Below are 19,532 nucleotides of genomic sequence, written 5' to 3'. Positions count from 1 at the left end.
TTCAGGCTACTTTTCCAGGTTATTTTATTTCTGTTATGCAGAGGTTTTATGATAAGTCATATCCTAAATTCTGGCGGCAATAACTCTTTGATGAAACATGATGTGGTGCAAGGAAATAATATAGTAGATCTTGATTTACTACGTAATTTAAATGGGGTGCCAGGTTTAAACATAGATAACTTTATTTATATCAGCAATGTTTTTTCAAATATAAAACAACGGAACGAAAAAATCATGCAATAAATATGTTTCGTGAAGTCTCAATCAGTAATGATACTATAAGTGTAAAATTCTACAGAAATGAAAAAAATTGAATGCGCTTGCAATTTTCTGATGGATAAAGATGCGCAGGGGTATATCGACCTGTCTGATTTGGATTTAACAAGTTGTCATTTTAAAGGTGACGTTATATCGAAGGTGTCTTTTTTATCATCAAATCTACAACATGTAACATTCGAATGTAAAGAAATTGGGGATTGCAATTTTACTACTGCAATAGTTGATAATGTCATATTTAGATGTCGACGTTTACACAATGTGATTTTTATCAAAGCGAGTGGTGAATGTGTCGATTTCAGCAAAAATATTCTTGATACAGTTGACTTCTCGCAGAGTCAACTTGGTCATAGTAATTTTCGCGAATGTCAGATTAGAAATTCAAACTTCGATAATTGTTATCTTTACGCTTCGCACTTCACCAGAGCAGAGTTTCTGTCTGCCAAAGAAATATCATTTATTAAATCGAATTTGACAGCTGTTATGTTTGATTATGTGCGAATGTCGACAGGGAATTTTAAAGATTGCATTACAGAACAATTGGAATTAACTATTGATTATTCAGATATATTTTGGAATGAAGATCTCGATGGTTATATCAATAACATTATAAAAATGATTGATACATTGCCAGATAATGCAATGATATTGAAATCCGTTCTGGCCGTAAAACTGGTGATGCAATTAAAAATACTTAATATTGTTAATAAAAACTTTATTGAGAATATGAAGAAAATATTTAGCCATTGTCCTTATATAAAAGATCCCATTATACGCAGTTATATCCATTCTGATGAAGATAACAAGTTCGATGATTTTATGCGTCAACATCGATTCAGTGAGGTGAATTTCGATACCCAACAGATGATCGATTTTATTAACAGATTTAATACGAATAAATGGCTAATTGATAAAAATAACAATTTTTTTATCCAACTTATCGATCAGGCCTTACGATCAACGGATGATATGATCAAAGCAAATGTTTGGCATCTTTATAAAGAGTGGATTCGTAGTGATGATGTTTCACCTATATTTATAGAAACTGAAGATAATTTAAGAACCTTTAACACGAATGAATTAACACGAAACGATAATATCTTTATCCTGTTCTCCTCAGTCGATGATGGGCCAGTTATGGTGGTAAGCTCCCAGCGCTTACATGATATGTTGAATCCTACAAAAGATACCAATTGGAATTCCACGTATATCTACAAATCCAGACATGAGATGTTGCCTGTTAATCTTACTCAGGAAACACTTTTTAGCTCCAAATCTCATGGTAAATATGCGCTTTTCCCAATTTTTACTGCGAGTTGGCGAGCTCATCGTATAATGAATAAGGGTGTTTAAGTAAAGGAAAACATCACCGTTCCTGGCATCCTGGACGGTGATGCCCCTACGGTTGCCCTCGCCAGCACGGGCATCGGTAAAGCGTAAGGTTCAACATCGTTTTACCACTTCATGCGATTGTTGCGTTTTTGTTGCGTATTAGATCACTTAATTTGCTTTACATCTCCCGTAAACACTTTTCTGCGATACAATGCCTTTACGTTATGTAACGGAGAGTTCGGCATGTCACACCCCGCGTTAACGCAACTGCGTGCGCTGCGCTATTTTAAAGAGATCCCTGCCCTGGATCCGCAACTGCTCGACTGGCTGTTGCTGGAGGATTCCATGACAAAACGTTTTGAACAGCAGGGAAAAACGGTAAGCGTGACGATGATCCGCGAAGGGTTTGTCGAGCAGAATGAAATCCCCGAAGAACTGCCGCTGCTGCCGAAAGAGTCTCGTTACTGGTTACGTGAAATTTTGTTATGTGCCGATGGTGAACCGTGGCTTGCCGGTCGTACCGTCGTTCCTGTGTCAACGTTAAGCGGGCCGGAGCTGGCGTTACAAAAATTGGGTAAAACGCCGTTAGGACGCTATCTGTTCACATCATCGACATTAACCCGGGACTTTATTGAGATAGGCCGTGATGCCGGGCTGTGGGGGCGACGTTCCCGCCTGCGATTAAGCGGTAAACCGCTGTTGCTAACAGAACTGTTTTTACCGGCGTCACCGTTGTACTAAGAGGAAAAAAATATGGAGTGGAGTCTGACGCAGAATAAGCTGCTGGCGTTTCATCGCTTAATGCGTACGGATAAGCCAATTGGCGCGTTACTGCTGCTCTGGCCAACATTATGGGCGTTGTGGGTGGCGACACCGGGCGTTCCCCAGCTCTGGATCCTGGCGGTGTTTGTCGCGGGTGTCTGGCTGATGCGCGCTGCCGGATGTGTGGTGAATGATTATGCTGACCGCAAGTTTGATGGTCATGTTAAGCGCACGGCGAACCGACCACTTCCCAGCGGCGCGGTAACAGAGAAAGAGGCGCGCGCGCTGTTTGTCGTGCTGGTACTGATTTCGTTTTTACTGGTGCTGACGCTGAATACGATGACCATTCTGTTGTCGATTGCCGCGCTAGCGCTGGCGTGGGTGTACCCGTTTATGAAGCGGTATACCCATCTACCGCAAGTGGTGCTGGGCGCGGCGTTTGGCTGGTCGATTCCAATGGCTTTTGCCGCTGTGAGTGAGTCGGTGCCATTGAGTTGCTGGTTAATGTTCCTCGCCAATATTCTCTGGGCGGTGGCTTACGACACGCAGTATGCGATGGTTGACCGCGATGATGATGTGAAGATTGGCATTAAATCCACCGCAATCCTGTTCGGCCAATACGATAAATTGATTATTGGTATTTTGCAGATTGGCGTACTGGCGCTGATGGCGATCATCGGTGAGTTAAATGGCTTAGGCTGGGGATATTACTGGTCAATTCTGGTGGCTGGCGCGCTGTTTGTTTATCAACAAAAACTGATTGCCAACCGCGAGCGTGAAGCCTGCTTTAAAGCATTTATGAATAATAACTATGTTGGTCTGGTACTGTTTTTAGGGCTGGCAATGAGTTACTGGCATTTCTGATGATGTAAAAAAGCCGGATGATCATCCGGCTTTCTTCTGGGTTGCCTGATGCGCTGCGCTTCTCAGGCCTACACAACAGATCGCAATTTATTGAATTTGCAGATCATGGTAAGCCGGATAAGGCGTTTTCGCCGCATCCGGCAATTCTCTCTGATTACCCTTCGCCCTGCGTCGCACTCTCAATCGTCAAACGCACGTCTGATGTAATCAACTCCGCCAGTAACTGATAAACCTTCATCGTTTCTGCCGGTTCGGCGTCGCCGCTATCGCTGATATACCCTTCATCACGCAGCGTCAGCACCAGAGAACTGAACACCGCCTTGTCGAAGAACTCCGGCGCGTTGATGCCGTGCAGCACGGAGAGACGTTGCGCGACAGTGCGGCTCTCTTTCTCCAGCGTACCGCGGTTAATCGACGGGTTGGCGCTCAACAGCCAGAAGGTAATGGCATAACGTTGCAGCGTTTCGCGCGCGCCTGCGGCCAGCAGCTGTAGTGTGCGAGAATGCGCCGGGTTGATATGCAACTCATCATCTTGCAGGGTAATCAGCCCCTGACGTTGCATCTCATTTGCCAGCGCATCGATAACGTCCGGCAACTCGTCGCGATCCCAGCGCAGGAACAGCTCCGCTTTCAGCATTGGGTAAAGCACATTGACGTGCTCCATCAATACGTCGCGGGAGATGTGGCGATGCTGGGTGACAATTGCCGCCATCAGCGAAGGCAGCACCAACATATGCGCAATGTTGTTGCGATAGTAGGTCATCAACACCGCTTGCTCGCGCGGCAGAATGATGATGTCGCCGATTGTGTCTTTCTCGACTTCAAACTTGTTCATTTGCAGCGCGTGATCGATAAGCTCGCTGGCGCTGGCTGAAGGAACGGTAGAGTCCGTGGAGTAAGGTACGTTGCGCATCAGATCCAGGTAGCAGTTGAGTTGCTCGGTTAACTGCTCGCGGGTGAGTGAGCGCTGACGTGACGCCAGAAGCGCAGTACAGCACAGGTTCATGGCGTTTGCCGCGCCTGCGTTGTTAATGCGTACCATCAGATCGGCAGCAATATTATTGACCGTCGGCGTTAACCATGCCGGACGCACCGCTTCGATGGGATCGATAGATTCACGCCAGTCTGGTACGTGCTGGTTAAGGTAGGTCATCAACGGCATTGGTTCACCGAAGTTGACGTAACCCTGACCGAGATTACGCAGCTTGCTTAAACCGCGCAGCATCTGCGGCAGGCTCTCTTTCTCTTTCGTCGCGCCGCGCAGTTCTTTGGCGTAAGTACCCACTTCCATGACGTGCTCATAACCGATGTAGATCGGAATCAGCGTAATCGGACGCGTGCCGCCACGCAGCATCGCCTGAATGGTCATCGACAGCGTACCGGTTTTCGGATCCAGCAAACGCCCCGTGCGGGAACGACCGCCTTCCACGAAGTACTCGACGGAATAACCACGGCTGAACAGTTCGCCGAGATACTCACGGAAAACGGTGGAATAAAGTTTATTGCCTTTAAAAGTACGGCGAATAAAGAACGCCCCCAGACGGCGGAAAATCGGCCCGGCCGGCCAGAAGTTCAGGTTGATCCCAGCGGCGATATGCGGCGGCACCAGCCCCTGGTGATACAGCACGTAAGAAAGCAGCAGGTAGTCCATGTGGCTGCGGTGGCAAGGCACATATACCAGCTCATGACCGTCGTGGGCCAGCTGGCGAACGCGCTCGGCGTTATGGACGTTGATGCCCTGGTAAAGGCGGTTCCAGGTGAAGCCCAGAATACGGTCAGTCAGGCGAATCATCTCGTAAGAGAAATTCGCCGCAATCTCTTCCATCAGCGCAATCGCGTTCTGCTGCGCTTTTTCATGGGAGATTTTTTTGCTGCGCGCTTCATCTTCTACCGCTTTGGCAATGGCGCGGGAGGCGAGCAGCTTATTAAACAGATCCTGACGAGCAGGCAGACGTGGGCCCACAGCAGCCAGACGTTGACGGGCAAAGTGCATACGCGCCACGCGCGCCAGTTTCTGTGCGATAGTTTTATCCGTGCCGTGTTCATCCGCCATACGGCGCAGCGAAACTGACGGCGAGAAACGCACAAAACTGTCGCGACCGAGCCACAGTACGGCGAAAAATTTCTGTACGCCGTTAAGCATACGCAGCGGCGGGTTTACTTCGCCTTTTTCACGCCCCGGCGCGCGACCAAACATCACCGATACTGGCACCATCTGCACATCCAGATTTGGGTTGCTACGGTGCAAATCGAGATAGTCGTGGAACAGCTTAATAGACTCTTCTTTCGGCGTGTAATAGGTGAATACACGCGGCCCGCCGTGAATGAACACATAGCGCGGCAGTAGCGTGCCGTCGATTTCCAGCGGCTCTAACGGGTCAGGCAAGTCATGAGCCAGACACTGGGCGCGTAACGTCAGCAAATCTGCTTTCGAGTTGTACGGTAAAACGTACATAATTGGACGAGAGGTATCCAGCCCCAGTTCCGGGGCAGGATCTGCCGGAATAGACTTGCTTTTTACCAGGATGCTTAATGGTAAATTCAGTAATTTGTAGTAAATTCGTGGCCAGCCGGACATAAACGATGTAAAGCCTCTGGTTAATAATGCAAATGCGCGGCAAGGATAGCAGAAAGTCATGGGAAATTCTGTGGTATCCGCTCATGTTTCGCGCAGCGTTACGCAAACCCGAATCATCGGATTTAACGGTACACTGATATTGACGCTCATAATGTAAAAAGGTTCTTTCAATGGCCAATAATACCACTGGATTCACCCGAATTATCAAAGCTGCTGGCTATTCCTGGAAAGGTTTACGCGCTGCATGGATCAACGAAGCGGCATTCCGTCAGGAAGGCGTAGCGGTATTGTTGGCGGTGGTCATCGCCTGCTGGCTGGATGTGGACGCAATTACCCGCGTGCTGCTTATCAGCTCCGTGATGCTGGTGATGATTGTGGAAATCCTCAATAGCGCCATCGAAGCAGTGGTTGACCGAATTGGCTCTGAATACCATGAGCTTTCCGGACGCGCTAAAGATATGGGATCCGCCGCGGTGCTGATTGCGATTATCGTCGCCGTGATAACCTGGTGCATCCTGTTATGGTCGCATTTTGGATAACCCTTCCAGATTTCGATAAATCTCTGGTTTATTGTGCAGTTTATGGTTCCAAAATCGCCTTTTGCTGTATATACTCACAGCATAACTGTATATACACCCAGGGGGCGGAATGAAAGCGTTAACGGCCAGGCAACAAGAGGTGTTTGATCTCATCCGTGATCACATCAGCCAGACAGGTATGCCGCCGACGCGTGCGGAAATCGCGCAGCGTTTGGGGTTCCGTTCCCCAAACGCGGCTGAAGAACATCTGAAGGCGCTGGCACGCAAAGGCGTTATTGAAATTGTTTCCGGCGCATCACGCGGGATTCGTCTGTTGCAGGAAGAGGAAGAAGGGTTGCCGCTGGTAGGTCGTGTGGCTGCCGGTGAACCGCTTCTGGCGCAACAGCATATTGAAGGTCATTATCAGGTCGATCCTTCCTTGTTCAAGCCGAATGCTGATTTCCTGCTGCGCGTCAGCGGGATGTCGATGAAAGATATCGGCATTATGGATGGTGACTTGCTGGCAGTGCATAAAACTCAGGATGTACGTAACGGTCAGGTCGTTGTCGCACGTATTGATGACGAAGTTACCGTTAAGCGCCTGAAAAAACAGGGCAATAAAGTCGAACTGTTGCCAGAAAATAGCGAGTTTAAACCAATTGTCGTTGACCTTCGTCAGCAGAGCTTCACCATTGAAGGGCTGGCGGTTGGGGTTATTCGCAACGGCGACTGGCTGTAACATATCTCTGAGACCGCGATGCCGCCAGGCGTCGCGGTTTGTTTTTCATCTCTCTTCATCAGGCTTGTCTGCATGGCATTCCTCACTTCATCTGATAAAGCACTCTGGCATCTCGCCTTACCCATGATTTTCTCCAATATCACCGTTCCGTTGCTGGGACTGGTCGATACGGCGGTAATTGGTCATCTTGATAGCCCGGTTTATTTGGGCGGCGTGGCGGTTGGTGCAACGGCGACCAGCTTTCTCTTTATGCTGTTGCTGTTTTTACGCATGAGCACCACCGGGCTGACTGCGCAGGCTTATGGTGCCAAAAATCCTCAGGCATTAGCCCGTGCGCTGGTGCAACCGTTGCTGTTGGCGTTGGGGGCTGGGGCGTTAATTGCGCTGCTGCGTACACCGATTATCGATCTGGCTCTGCATATTGTTGGCGGTAGTGAAGCAGTCCTGGAACAGGCGCGGCGCTTTCTTGAAATCCGCTGGTTAAGCGCACCGGCGTCGCTGGCGAATCTGGTATTACTCGGTTGGTTACTCGGCGTGCAATATGCCCGTGCGCCAGTAATTTTGTTAGTGGTCGGCAATATCCTCAACATTGTGCTGGATGTCTGGCTAGTGATGGGGCTGCATATGAACGTGCAGGGCGCGGCGCTGGCGACGGTTATTGCGGAATATGCAACATTGCTGATTGGTCTGCTAATGGTGCGTAAAATCCTCAAACTACGCGGAATTTCCGGCGAAATGCTGAAAACTGCCTGGCGAGGAAACTTCCGTCGCTTGCTGGCGCTTAACCGCGATATCATGCTGCGTTCGCTGTTGTTGCAACTCTGTTTCGGCGCGATCACCGTACTTGGTGCGCGACTGGGGAGTGACATTATCGCTGTTAACGCGGTTCTGATGACGCTACTCACCTTTACCGCCTATGCGCTTGATGGTTTTGCCTACGCGGTTGAAGCGCACTCCGGTCAGGCATACGGTGCGCGCGACGGTAGCCAGTTGCTGGATGTATGGCGGGCAGCGTGCCGCCAGTCGGGGATTGTAGCGTTACTGTTTTCGGTGGTTTATTTGCTGGCAGGGGAACACATCATTGCGTTGCTGACGTCGTTAACCCAGATTCAGCAGCTGGCTGACCGCTATCTTATCTGGCAGGTGATTTTGCCGTTGGTTGGCGTCTGGTGTTATCTGCTGGACGGCATGTTTATAGGCGCAACGCGTGCCGCCGAAATGCGTAACAGTATGGCGGTGGCCGCCGCAGGTTTTGCGCTGACGCTCCTTACGCTGCCGTGGCTGGGTAATCATGGTTTGTGGCTGGCATTAACCGTCTTTCTGGCGTTGCGCGGGCTTTCTCTGGCGGCTATCTGGCGGCGTCACTGGCGTAACGGTACCTGGTTTGCCGCAACGTGACGGTTAAAAATTCTGAATAAATTATCCTAAGCCAAATTGCTGACTACACTTAATCTCACGTTCAGAAGAAAAGTGAACGTACTCTCATTCACAACCTAACGATGAGGTCTTGATTATGAATAAAGATGAAGCCGGCGGTAACTGGAAACAGTTTAAAGGTAAAGTGAAAGAGCAATGGGGCAAACTGACCGATGATGATATGACGATCATTGAAGGTAAACGTGATCAACTGGTCGGTAAAATCCAGGAACGTTATGGTTATCAGAAAGATCAGGCAGAAAAAGAGGTCGTGGATTGGGAAACCCGCAATGAATATCGCTGGTAATTAATCCCTCCTGCCCGACGTGTACAAGGATGTACGCCCTCTTAACGCGGTTTCTTTTTCACCTGCACAGAGTGATCATGCTGGCACTGTTCAGGATGACGACACGCTTCCACTTCCACGCATGCCGCACAGAGCCCATGTGCTTCAATCACATTATGCCGCAGGGCAAACCCCATTTTTGCCGCCAGCGTATGCATGATGTCTTCCACGCCTTCTGCACATTCTTCTTTCACCGCGCCGCAGCGATCGCAAATAAACATAGCTGACGTATGGGTGGGCTGGTCGAACAGATGGCAGAGCACATAACTGTTGGTGGATTCCACCTTATGCACAAAACCTTGCTCAAGCAGAAAATCCAGCGCGCGATAAACCGTTGGCGGCTTGGCTTGCGGTTCAGCTTCGCGCAGCAAATCAAGCAGATCATAAGCGCTGATAGCGCCATCCTGCAGACTCATCAGGCGCAACACTTCCAGGCGCTGTGGGGTCAGGCGCACATTACGCTGCGCGCAGATTTTTTCAGCCTGCGCTAATAACTCCTGCGTTGTGGTCTTTTCCATCGGGCACCTCAAAGTGGGGGTTAAGAATGTCCTTACTTTACCATGTTCCAGGAAAAACACCGAGAACCCTTATTGTTGCCGTAATGTTGCTTTTCTGTTTTGTACGTAAGGTGTTGTGTTGCCTGGTCGTACCATTATCAACACGATAATAATTAATAATTCATTTTTAAATAAATTGCTTCAAGTTAACTCGCTATTTATTTAACTGGGGTTGTTCGCATACCTGTAGTTCAGAAAATTATGAGCGATTTTTGATAGTTACCAGATGGCAAAACACTTATAAGGAGGACACGGTACGACAAAAAAGGTAGATGAATCATGTTGAAGATAATACCCGGTGCAACTGGATACTTTAATAAAACACTCAATTCAAATCAATTCGATAATAAAGATGCAACCAAAGATAAATTAGATAATATAGATGCAACCAACGATAAATTAGATAATAGAGGTACAATCAAAGATAAATTAAATAATATATATGGTAAGTCTATTGATTATTCAGCGCTGCGTCATCGGGATATAATTATTGCAAAAATAGATTTGTTTATTCAAAGAATCACTCATAATTTATGGCATGCACGTAAAAAAATGTGTTTTTAATTGAGCAAATAACTAATCTCAAAGAGTGGGTTAATAAGTATATTGGAGATTGCACTGATGAGGAATTAAACGATCGTGAATTTATTGCATCAGTTGTTGATCGGGCTATTTTTCATTTTGCGATTAATAGTATATGTAATCCTGAGGATAATAAAGATGCAACGCCCATAGAACGATATACTTTTGATGTAGAAACCAAGAATGGCCTTCCCTCCACGGTTCAGCTTTTTTATGAGGAATCTAAAGATAATGAACCTTTAGCGAATATACATTTGCAAGCAATAGGTTCTGGTTTTTTAACGTTTGTTAATGCATGTCAGGAATATGATGACAACAGCTTAAAATTATTCGCTTCGCTGTTGATTTCACTTTCATACTCTAGTGCCTACACAGATTTAGCAGGAGCAGAAAAAGTGAATATTAATGATGATAATGAGAACTATCTGACAGCTCAGTTTGAAGAGTTATCTCAACGTGATATGAAGAAGTACCTGGGAGAGATGAAGCGTCTGGCAGATGGGGGAGAAATGAATTTTGATGGCTATCTGGATAAGATGTCACATCTGGTGAATGAAGGAAAGCTCGCCCCTGATATTTTAAGCAAAATGCGAGATGCTGCACCGAAATTAATTGACTTTGCTAAGTCGTTTGACCCAAACTCAAAGGAAAAGATTAAAATATATACAGACACTTCTAAATTAATTTATGATTTATTCGGGGTTAAATCGGAGAAATAATATGTGAAGTTCTTCGATGGTATGGAAGGCATTACATAAAAGAACCCAATGCTTATTGGGTTCTTTTTTTCTCTATCAGTGCTATTAGCAGGGAGAGATATCACCGGAGTTTAATGTGTGATTTTTATTTATCGTCGAACCTGGATTGTTTATCATTGGCCTTAACAAAGCTAACGGCTAATAAGATTATTTCCATCACTTCGTGAGAGCTTCATGCCTTGAGAGGATCTCAATTTTCTTTTGCAATGAGACAGGCGCTTCCTGTTGTTATGGTATAGTACCCCGTTATTGAGCCTCCTGAACAGTGATGCTGAATAACATAACCCCATGATATATCGATAAAATAATCTCTACATTTGAAAATGCACGGTAATTCTGAAATGCAAAAAATCAACCAAACCAGCGCAATGCCTGAAAAAACTGACGTTCACTGGAGTGGTCGGTTTAGCGTTGCACCAATGCTCGACTGGACGGACAGACATTGCCGCTATTTCTTGCGTCTGCTTTCCCGCAATACGTTGCTGTATACCGAAATGGTGACCACAGGGGCGATTATTCACGGTAAAGGTGATTACCTGGCGTACAGTGAAGAAGAACATCCGGTAGCGTTGCAACTCGGCGGTAGCGATCCGGCGGCGCTGGCACAGTGTGCGAAGCTGGCAGAAGCGCGTGGATATGATGAGATCAACCTGAATGTCGGCTGCCCGTCTGACCGGGTGCAGAACGGCATGTTTGGTGCGTGTCTGATGGGTAATGCGCAGCTGGTTGCCGACTGCGTGAAAGCGATGCGCGATGTGGTGTCGATTCCGGTGACGGTGAAAACGCGTATTGGCATCGACGACCAGGACAGCTATGAATTTCTCTGCGATTTCATCAACACCGTTTCCGGCAAAGGCGAGTGTGAGATGTTCATCATCCATGCACGTAAAGCCTGGCTTTCGGGGTTAAGTCCGAAAGAAAACCGTGAGATCCCGCCGCTCGATTATCCGCGTGTGTATCAACTGAAGCGTGACTTTCCGCATCTGACAATGTCGATTAACGGTGGTATCAAGTCGCTGGAAGAGGCCAAAGCACACCTGCAACATATGGATGGCGTGATGGTCGGGCGCGAGGCGTATCAGAATCCGGGTATTCTGGCGGCGGTAGACCGGGAGATCTTTGGTTCCTCGGATATCGATGCCGATCCGGTGGCGGTAGTGCGCGCCATGTATCCGTACATTGAGCGTGAACTCAGCCAGGGGACGTATCTCGGTCATATTACCCGGCATATGTTGGGCTTGTTCCAGGGTATTCCTGGCGCGCGGCAGTGGCGGCGTTATTTAAGTGAAAATGCCCATAAAGCGGGTGCAGACATTAATGTGCTGGAACACGCGCTCAAACTGGTGGCGGATAAGCGTTAACTTTTCACCAAAAAATAGTCAAATTCACCACGCCCTGCGCACCGTCGCGGGGCGTTTTGCTGTTAAATCAATAGATTATTTTTGGCATGATTCTTGTAATGCCAGCAAGAGATTTCATATTTGGGAGTGCATCATGCTGGAACTACTTTTTGTGATTGGCTTTTTTGTCATGCTGATGGTCACCGGCGTTTCGTTGCTGGGCATTATCGCCGCGCTGGTTGTGGCGACGGCCATTATGTTCCTCGGCGGTATGCTGGCATTGATGATTAAGTTGCTGCCGTGGTTACTACTGGCGATTGCGGTGGTGTGGGTTATTAAGGCGATTAAAGCACCAAAAGTGCCGAAATATCAGCGTTATGACCGCTGGCGTTACTAAGGGATTGTGCGGATGATCACAACCTAAGGTTTTATCCTTAGAACAAAATAGGAATTGATAATCAAATCTGTCACTATTGCGCCTCTAACAGATTCATCGTGCTGTACCCTACATACAGCCGAACTATAAAAAGAAAGGGCTTCCCAGGTGGAAGCCCTATTTCTTTTATGGAATCAACAGGCTGGAACCTTGCGTTGCCCGGCTTTCCAGAATTTCATGCGCACGCTGCGCATCCTTCAGCGGATATTTCTGCTGCTCGGCGACATCGACCTTAATCACACCGCTGGCAATCAAAGAGAACAGTTCATTACTGGCCTCGGTTAATTCCTCCCGCGTGGTGATATAGCCTTGCAGGGAAGGGCGTGTCACATACAACGAGCCTTTCTGATTGAGAATGCCTAAGTTCACACCGGTAACCGCACCTGATGAGTTGCCAAAACTCACCATTAAGCCGCGGCGTTGCAGGCAATCCAGCGACCGTTCCCAGGTGTCTCTGCCCACGGAATCGTACACCACGCGCACTTTCTTACCGCCGGTGATCTCTTTTAACCGCTCGACCAGATTCTCTTCACGATAGTTAATAACCTGCCACGCGCCCGCTTTTAGCGCGCTCTGCGCTTTTTGCGCGGTTCCTACGGTGCCGATAAGTTTCGCGCCCAGGGCTTTTGCCCACTGGCAGGCAATCAAGCCAACGCCGCCAGCTGCTGCGTGGAACAGGAACTGCTCATCGGGTTTAATTTCATAGGTTTTGCGCAGCAGATAATAAACCGTTAAGCCTTTCAGGAAGGATGCCGCAGCTTGCTCAAAAGAAATTGCCGCAGGCAGAATCGCCGCTTTATCCGCAATAATGTTATGCACAGAGCTGTAAGCGCCTAACGCCGACTGCGCATAGACTACACGATCGCCTGCCTTAATATGCTTTACACCACTGCCGACTTTACTCACGATGCCTGCTGCTTCGGTGCCTAATCCGCTGGGTAGCGATGGCGGCGGGTAAAGGCCGCTGCGGATATATGTGTCGATAAAATTGATGCCGATGGCTTTATTTTCGACCTGGATTTCATTCTCCGCCGGATCGGCAGGAGTGAACTCTACGGCTTGAAGTACTTCCGGGCCACCGTGCTTGTGAAATTCAATTCGTGTTGCCATGTGTCCTCCAGAACGTATCGTCAGGGTCTGCTTCATATGGTAAAGTTTCGACCCATTCTTTATCTCGGTAACTCCATTCACTATGGCAGGAAATAAACCCTTCAACAAACAGCAGGCTGAACCCCGCGAACGCGATCCACAAGTTGCCGGGCTGAAAGTGCCTCCGCACTCGATCGAAGCGGAGCAGTCGGTGTTGGGCGGTTTAATGCTAGATAACGAACGCTGGGATGATGTAGCCGAGCGTGTGGTAGCAGACGATTTTTACACCCGCCCACACCGTCATATCTTTACTGAAATGGCGCGTTTGCAGGAAAGCGGTAGCCCTATCGATCTAATTACTCTTGCGGAATCGCTGGAACGCCAGGGGCAACTCGATAGCGTCGGTGGTTTTGCTTATCTGGCAGAGCTGTCAAAAAATACGCCAAGTGCGGCGAACATCAGTGCTTATGCTGACATCGTGCGTGAACGTGCCGTTGTCCGTGAGATGATCTCGGTTGCGAATGAGATTGCTGAAGCCGGTTTTGATCCGCAGGGGCGTACCAGCGAAGATCTGCTGGACCTTGCTGAATCCCGCGTCTTTAAAATTGCCGAAAGTCGTGCAAACAAAGACGAAGGGCCGAAGAACATCGCCGATGTGCTCGACGCAACCGTGGCGCGTATTGAGCAGTTGTTTCAGCAGCCACACGATGGCGTTACCGGAGTAAACACCGGTTATGACGATCTCAACAAAAAAACCGCTGGCTTGCAGCCGTCGGATTTGATCATCGTCGCCGCGCGTCCGTCGATGGGTAAAACAACATTTGCGATGAACCTCGTCGAAAACGCGGCGATGTTGCAGGATAAACCAGTACTTATCTTCTCGCTGGAGATGCCTTCAGAACAGATTATGATGCGTTCTCTGGCGTCGCTGTCGCGCGTTGACCAGACTAAAATCCGTACCGGGCAGCTCGATGATGAAGACTGGGCGCGCATTTCCGGCACCATGGGTATTTTGCTCGAAAAACGCAATATCTATATCGATGACTCCTCCGGCCTGACGCCAACGGAAGTGCGTTCCCGCGCACGCCGTATTGCCCGTGAACACGGCGGCATCGGGCTTATCATGATCGACTACCTGCAACTGATGCGCGTACCGGCGCTTTCCGATAACCGTACGCTGGAAATTGCAGAAATCTCTCGCTCGCTGAAAGCACTGGCGAAAGAACTGAACGTGCCGGTGGTGGCGCTGTCCCAGTTGAACCGTTCTCTGGAACAACGTGCCGACAAACGCCCGGTCAACTCCGACCTGCGTGAATCTGGCTCTATCGAGCAGGATGCGGACTTGATCATGTTTATCTATCGTGATGAGGTGTATCACGAAAACAGTGATTTAAAAGGCATCGCGGAAATTATTATCGGTAAACAACGTAACGGCCCAATCGGGACGGTACGCCTGACCTTTAACGGTCAATGGTCGCGCTTCGACAACTATGCGGGGCCGCAGTACGACGACGAATAATAATTATTTTATGAATTAGGTAATTAAAGCAAACACTTATCAAGGAACACAAATGCAAGCGGCAACTGTTGTGATTAACCGCCGCGCTCTGCGACACAACCTGCAACGTCTTCGTGAACTGGCCCCTGCCAGTAAAATGGTTGCGGTGGTGAAAGCGAACGCTTATGGTCACGGTCTTCTTGAGACCGCGCGAACGCTCCCCGATGCTGACGCCTTTGGCGTAGCCCGTCTCGAAGAAGCTCTGCGACTGCGTGCGGGGGGAATCACCAAACCTGTACTGTTACTCGAAGGCTTTTTTGATGCCAGAGATCTGCCGACGATTTCTGCGCAACATTTTCATACCGCCGTGCATAACGAAGAACAGCTGGCTGCGCTGGAAGAGGCTAGCCTGGACGAGCCGGTTACCGTCTGGATGAAACTCGATACCGGTATGCACCGTCTGGGCGTAAGGCCGGAACAGGCTGAGGCGTTTTATCATCGCCTGACCCAGTGCAAAAACGTTCGTCAGCCGGTGAATATCGTCAGCCATTTTGCGCGCGCGGATGAACCAAAATGTGGCGCAACCGAGAAACAACTCGCTATCTTTAATGCCTTTTGCGAAGGCAAACCTGGTCAACGTTCCATTGCCGCATCGGGTGGCATTCTGCTGTGGCCACAGTCGCATTTTGACTGGGTGCGCCCGGGCATCATTCTTTATGGCGTCTCGCCGCTGGAAGATCGCTCCACCGGTGCCGATTTTGGCTGTCAGCCAGTGATGTCACTAACCTCCAGCCTGATTGCCGTGCGTGAGCATAAAGCCGGAGAACCTGTTGGTTATGGTGGAACCTGGGTAAGCGAACGTGATACCCGTCTTGGCGTAGTCGCGATGGGCTATGGCGATGGTTATCCGCGCGCCGCGCCGTCCGGTACGCCAGTGCTGGTGAACGGTCGCGAAGTACCGATTGTCGGGCGCGTGGCGATGGATATGATCTGCGTAGACTTAGGTCCACAGGCGCAGGACAAAGCCGGGGATCCGGTCATTTTATGGGGCGAAGGTTTGCCCGTAGAACGTATCGCTGAAATGACGAAAGTAAGCGCTTACGAACTTATTACGCGCCTGACTTCAAGGGTCGCGATGAAATACGTGGATTAATCGTTCTGTAATATTTGATTGTCTGTGCCGGATGCGGCGTGAATGCCTTATCCGGCCAATAAAATCCTAAAAATTCAATAAGTTGATGTTCTTTCATGCTCTTATAAAGGTCGTGCCTCTGGCGGATGTACGTTTGTCATGAGTCTCACTCTGTTGCTAATTGCCGTTCGCTCCTGAACATCCACTCGATCTTCGCCTTCTTCCGGTTTATTGTGTTTTAACCACCTGCCCGTAAACCTGGAGAACCATCGCGTGTTTCAAAAAGTTGACGCCTACGCTGGCGACCCGATTCTTACGCTTATGGAGCGTTTTAAAGAAGACCCTCGCAGCGACAAAGTGAATTTAAGTATCGGTCTGTACTACAACGAAGACGGAATTATTCCACAACTGCAAGCCGTGGCGGAGGCGGAAGCGCGCCTGAATGCGCAGCCTCATGGCGCTTCGCTTTATTTACCGATGGAAGGGCTTAACAGCTATCGCCATGCCATTGCGCCGCTGCTGTTTGGTGCGGACCATCCGGTACTGAAACAACAGCGCGTAGCAACCATTCAAACCCTTGGCGGCTCCGGGGCATTGAAAGTGGGCGCGGATTTCCTGAAACGCTACTTCCCGGAATCAGGCGTCTGGGTCAGCGATCCTACCTGGGAAAACCACGTAGCAATATTCGCCGGGGCTGGATTCGAAGTGAGTACTTACCCCTGGTATGACGAAGCGACTAACGGCGTGCGCTTTAATGACCTGTTGGCGACGCTGAAAACATTACCTGCCCGCAGTATTGTGTTGCTGCATCCATGTTGCCACAACCCAACGGGTGCCGATCTCACTAATGATCAGTGGGATGCGGTGATTGAAATTCTCAAAGCCCGCGAGCTTATTCCATTCCTCGATATTGCCTATCAAGGATTTGGTGCCGGTATGGAAGAGGATGCCTACGCTATTCGCGCCATTGCCAGCGCTGGATTACCCGCTCTGGTGAGCAATTCGTTCTCGAAAATTTTCTCCCTTTACGGCGAGCGCGTCGGCGGACTTTCTGTTATGTGTGAAGATGCCGAAGCCGCTGGCCGCGTACTGGGGCAATTGAAAGCAACAGTTCGCCGCAACTACTCCAGCCCGCCGAATTTTGGTGCGCAGGTGGTGGCTGCAGTGCTGAATGACGAGGCATTGAAAGCCAGCTGGCTGGCGGAAGTAGAAGAGATGCGTACTCGCATTCTGGCAATGCGTCAGGAATTGGTGAAGGTATTAAGCACAGAGATGCCAGAACGCAATTTCGATTATCTGCTTAATCAGCGCGGCATGTTCAGTTATACCGGTTTAAGTGCCGCTCAGGTTGACCGACTACGTGAAGAATTTGGTGTCTATCTCATCGCCAGCGGTCGCATGTGTGTCGCCGGGTTAAATACGGCAAATGTACAACGTGTGGCAAAGGCGTTTGCTGCGGTGATGTAATGCAGGAAAGCAGGCTGGAGTTACCCAGCCTGCAGTGAAATTAAACTGTCGTCGCTTTCACTATTTCTTTGTAGATGATTTTTTTGATGCCGTTGTTCTACGTGAGAGATAATAAAACGTTGTCAGTTCTTTTATTGTTAAGTTTATCCCAATTATCTGGAATTCCTTTCCCTATTTTTTCGTGTGGAGTAATAATTTCTGCACATCTAACCATTATTAAATTTAATAATAAGTATCGGGTTTGTTACGATAGAATATTTCTATATCCTCAAGAATATGCTTTGCCTTATTACCTGTGACTTTCTGAGATTCAATTATAGTATCGTTAAATTCTAATGTTAAAGAGAGCTATTTTTTCCGCTTTGTGTAAGTTTAACCGGTGATGCTGCCAACTTACTGATTTAGTGTATGATGGTGTTTTTGAGGTGCTCCAGTGGCTTCTGTTTCTATCAGCTGTCCCTCCTGTTCAGCTACTGACGGGGTGGTGCGTAACGGCAAAAGCACCGCCGGACATCAGCGCTATCTCTGCTCTCACTGCCGTAAAACATGGCAACTGCAGTTCACTTACACCGCTTCTCAACCCGGTACGCACCAGAAAATCATTGATATGGCCATGAATGGCGTTGGATGCCGGGCAACAGCCCGCATTATGGGCGTTGGCCTCAACACGATTTTACGTCACTTAAAAAACTCAGGCCGCAGTCGGTAACCTCGCGCATACAGCCGGGCAGTGACGTCATCGTCTGCGCGGAAATGGACGAACAGTGGGGCTATGTCGGGGCTAAATCGCGCCAGCGCTGGCTGTTTTACGCGTATGACAGGCTCCGGAAGACGGTTGTTGCGCACGTATTCGGTGAACGCACTATGGCGACGCTGGGGCGTCTTATGAGCCTGCTGTCACCCTTTGACGTGGTGATATGGATGACGGATGGCTGGCCGCTGTATGAATCCCGCCTGAAGGGAAAGCTGCACGTAATCAGCAAGCGATATACGCAGCGAATTGAGCGGCATAACCTGAATCTGAGGCAGCACCTGGCACGGCTGGGACGGAAGTCGCTGTCGTTCTCAAAATCGGTGGAGCTGCATGACAAAGTCATCGGGCATTATCTGAACATAAAACACTATCAATAAGTTGGAGTCATTACCAGTTTAACCTTATATTGATTACCAATATCAAATAAAAAGGTCCTGTAATGAGAATAATCACCTTTAACCTCCTCGGCAAAACAGCAAAGCGTGCAAATATACATAAAGTCTTTCTTACCCCTGATTTTGTTAACTAAATCAATAAATGCGTGAAAAACTTTACTTGCAATAGAACTTGATACTTCTTCTCCAGGTCTACAAAAATCTTTTGCAATTTTTAACTGTGTTTCTATGTATAAAAAGAAATCTTTAGCATAAGAAAAATCTTTGGCATAAGAGGTATCTTTATTATTTAGTGCATCTAGCTCAACAGGTAAAGATGTCGTTTTGTTGCTATTCACATATGATATATTCATATCATCATCTCCATCGGGAGTAATAAAATTAGTCACCATTGTAGGATAGGGTTCTGGTCAATCAGGAATCATCTTTATAAACTTCGATTGTTTTTGTAATGCTGTATCATTAAGTTCATTAAATCGTACAGCAGATAAATGTTCTTTCAAATTTTGCTCATTTGCAGAGGATTCATCATAATAAACGTAAAATTAATGTATCCTTACATCGAGTAATAAACATTTTTTATACAAAAAAAGACAGGAACGTATTTACTGGGTTAAATATAATCATCCTGCTTTTCATCACAAAAACCGCAGATAATCCTTCCTTTCCCCGGCAGCTGGCGTTATGGTCAGA

Annotated in this window: 16 protein-coding genes and 2 pseudogenes; 14 read left to right on the top strand and 4 right to left on the bottom strand. The window is 48.2% G+C overall.

Going from position 1 to position 19,532, the window contains the following annotated elements:
- Positions 1-48: 48 nt before the first annotated feature.
- From ACU8XX_RS22895 to ubiA, 3 genes and pseudogenes are all read left to right on the top strand, one after another.
- Positions 49-1,629 (top strand): annotated as a pseudogene (locus ACU8XX_RS22895) (SopA family protein).
- A 222-nt stretch (positions 1,630-1,851) separates the two neighbouring features.
- Positions 1,852-2,349 carry a chorismate lyase gene (ubiC, locus tag ACU8XX_RS22890; RefSeq protein WP_001295693.1) on the top strand — a complete coding sequence of 166 codons (498 nt, stop codon included), beginning with the start codon at positions 1,852-1,854 and terminating at the stop codon, positions 2,347-2,349.
- Between the two features lie 12 nt (positions 2,350-2,361).
- A complete protein-coding gene (gene ubiA, locus ACU8XX_RS22885) occupies positions 2,362-3,234 on the top strand; it encodes a 4-hydroxybenzoate octaprenyltransferase (protein ID WP_000455227.1) in 873 nt (290 codons plus the stop codon).
- Between the two features lie 154 nt (positions 3,235-3,388).
- On the opposite strand, the gene plsB is transcribed toward ubiA, so the two are convergent.
- Entirely contained in the window at positions 3,389-5,812 is a 2,424-nt protein-coding gene (gene plsB, locus ACU8XX_RS22880) for a glycerol-3-phosphate 1-O-acyltransferase PlsB (protein ID WP_000017354.1), read from the bottom strand.
- 170 nt (positions 5,813-5,982) lie between these two features.
- Here plsB and dgkA point away from each other — a divergent pair, with 170 nt between their 5' ends.
- The 4 genes from dgkA to ACU8XX_RS22860 all read left to right on the top strand — a co-directional run bounded on the left by dgkA (position 5,983) and on the right by ACU8XX_RS22860 (position 8,792).
- Positions 5,983-6,351 carry a diacylglycerol kinase gene (gene dgkA / locus ACU8XX_RS22875; protein WP_000002907.1) on the top strand — a complete coding sequence of 123 codons (369 nt, stop codon included), beginning with the start codon at positions 5,983-5,985 and terminating at the stop codon, positions 6,349-6,351.
- A 109-nt stretch (positions 6,352-6,460) separates the two neighbouring features.
- Entirely contained in the window at positions 6,461-7,069 is a 609-nt protein-coding gene (gene lexA / locus ACU8XX_RS22870; protein ID WP_000646078.1) for a transcriptional repressor LexA, read from the top strand.
- 72 nt (positions 7,070-7,141) lie between these two features.
- A complete protein-coding gene (dinF, locus tag ACU8XX_RS22865; RefSeq protein WP_001301116.1) occupies positions 7,142-8,467 on the top strand; it encodes an MATE family efflux transporter DinF in 1,326 nt (441 codons plus the stop codon).
- 115 nt (positions 8,468-8,582) lie between these two features.
- Positions 8,583-8,792: a CsbD family protein gene (locus ACU8XX_RS22860; protein ID WP_001030593.1), complete on the top strand. Its 210-nt coding sequence runs from the start codon at positions 8,583-8,585 to the stop codon at positions 8,790-8,792.
- A gap of 41 nt (positions 8,793-8,833) precedes the next feature.
- Here the strand turns inward: ACU8XX_RS22860 and zur are convergent, their stop codons facing one another.
- On the bottom strand, positions 8,834-9,349 hold the full coding sequence (gene zur, locus ACU8XX_RS22855) for a zinc uptake transcriptional repressor Zur (protein ID WP_001295691.1): 516 nt from the start codon (positions 9,347-9,349) through the stop codon (positions 8,834-8,836).
- 318 nt (positions 9,350-9,667) lie between these two features.
- Here zur and ACU8XX_RS22850 point away from each other — a divergent pair.
- From ACU8XX_RS22850 to pspG, 3 genes and pseudogenes are all read left to right on the top strand, one after another.
- A pseudogene (locus ACU8XX_RS22850) lies at positions 9,668-10,689 on the top strand (DUF2713 family protein).
- 362 nt (positions 10,690-11,051) lie between these two features.
- Entirely contained in the window at positions 11,052-12,089 is a 1,038-nt protein-coding gene (dusA, locus tag ACU8XX_RS22845; protein WP_001329186.1) for a tRNA dihydrouridine(20/20a) synthase DusA, read from the top strand.
- Between the two features lie 133 nt (positions 12,090-12,222).
- The gene (gene pspG, locus ACU8XX_RS22840; RefSeq protein ID WP_000891404.1) at positions 12,223-12,465 is read left to right on the top strand and encodes an envelope stress response protein PspG; all 243 of its coding nucleotides are present in this window, start codon (positions 12,223-12,225) and stop codon (positions 12,463-12,465) included.
- 165 nt (positions 12,466-12,630) lie between these two features.
- On the opposite strand, the gene ACU8XX_RS22835 is transcribed toward pspG, so the two are convergent.
- Positions 12,631-13,614 (bottom strand): quinone oxidoreductase, encoded by a 984-nt coding sequence (locus ACU8XX_RS22835; protein ID WP_000235509.1) that lies wholly within the window; start codon positions 13,612-13,614, stop codon positions 12,631-12,633.
- An 82-nt stretch (positions 13,615-13,696) separates the two neighbouring features.
- On the opposite strand from ACU8XX_RS22835, the gene dnaB reads away from it, so the two are divergent.
- From dnaB to ACU8XX_RS22815, 4 genes are all read left to right on the top strand, one after another.
- On the top strand, positions 13,697-15,112 hold the full coding sequence (gene dnaB / locus ACU8XX_RS22830; RefSeq protein ID WP_000918363.1) for a replicative DNA helicase: 1,416 nt from the start codon (positions 13,697-13,699) through the stop codon (positions 15,110-15,112).
- 52 nt (positions 15,113-15,164) lie between these two features.
- Complete coding sequence (alr, locus tag ACU8XX_RS22825) at positions 15,165-16,244, top strand: alanine racemase (protein ID WP_016241767.1); 1,080 nt, start codon at positions 15,165-15,167, stop codon at positions 16,242-16,244.
- A gap of 252 nt (positions 16,245-16,496) precedes the next feature.
- Positions 16,497-17,690 carry an aromatic amino acid transaminase gene (gene tyrB / locus ACU8XX_RS22820; RefSeq protein WP_000486988.1) on the top strand — a complete coding sequence of 398 codons (1,194 nt, stop codon included), beginning with the start codon at positions 16,497-16,499 and terminating at the stop codon, positions 17,688-17,690.
- A gap of 433 nt (positions 17,691-18,123) precedes the next feature.
- A protein-coding gene (locus ACU8XX_RS22815; RefSeq protein ID WP_103215986.1) for an IS1-like element IS1A family transposase occupies positions 18,124-18,821 on the top strand; the annotation gives its coding sequence in 2 pieces (ribosomal slippage) (positions 18,124-18,373 and positions 18,373-18,821; 699 coding nt in all).
- On the opposite strand, the gene ACU8XX_RS22810 is transcribed toward ACU8XX_RS22815, so the two are convergent.
- Complete coding sequence (locus tag ACU8XX_RS22810; protein WP_032174472.1) at positions 18,815-19,192, bottom strand: hypothetical protein; 378 nt, start codon at positions 19,190-19,192, stop codon at positions 18,815-18,817. The two genes, ACU8XX_RS22815 and ACU8XX_RS22810, sit on opposite strands and share 7 nt — an antisense overlap.
- Between the last annotated feature and the right edge of the window lie 340 nt (positions 19,193-19,532).

This window comes from Escherichia sp. MAL-1, from assembly GCF_052948035.1.
Note: the sequence above shows the minus strand (reverse complement) of the source record. Positions and strands in the feature narration are given on the sequence as shown.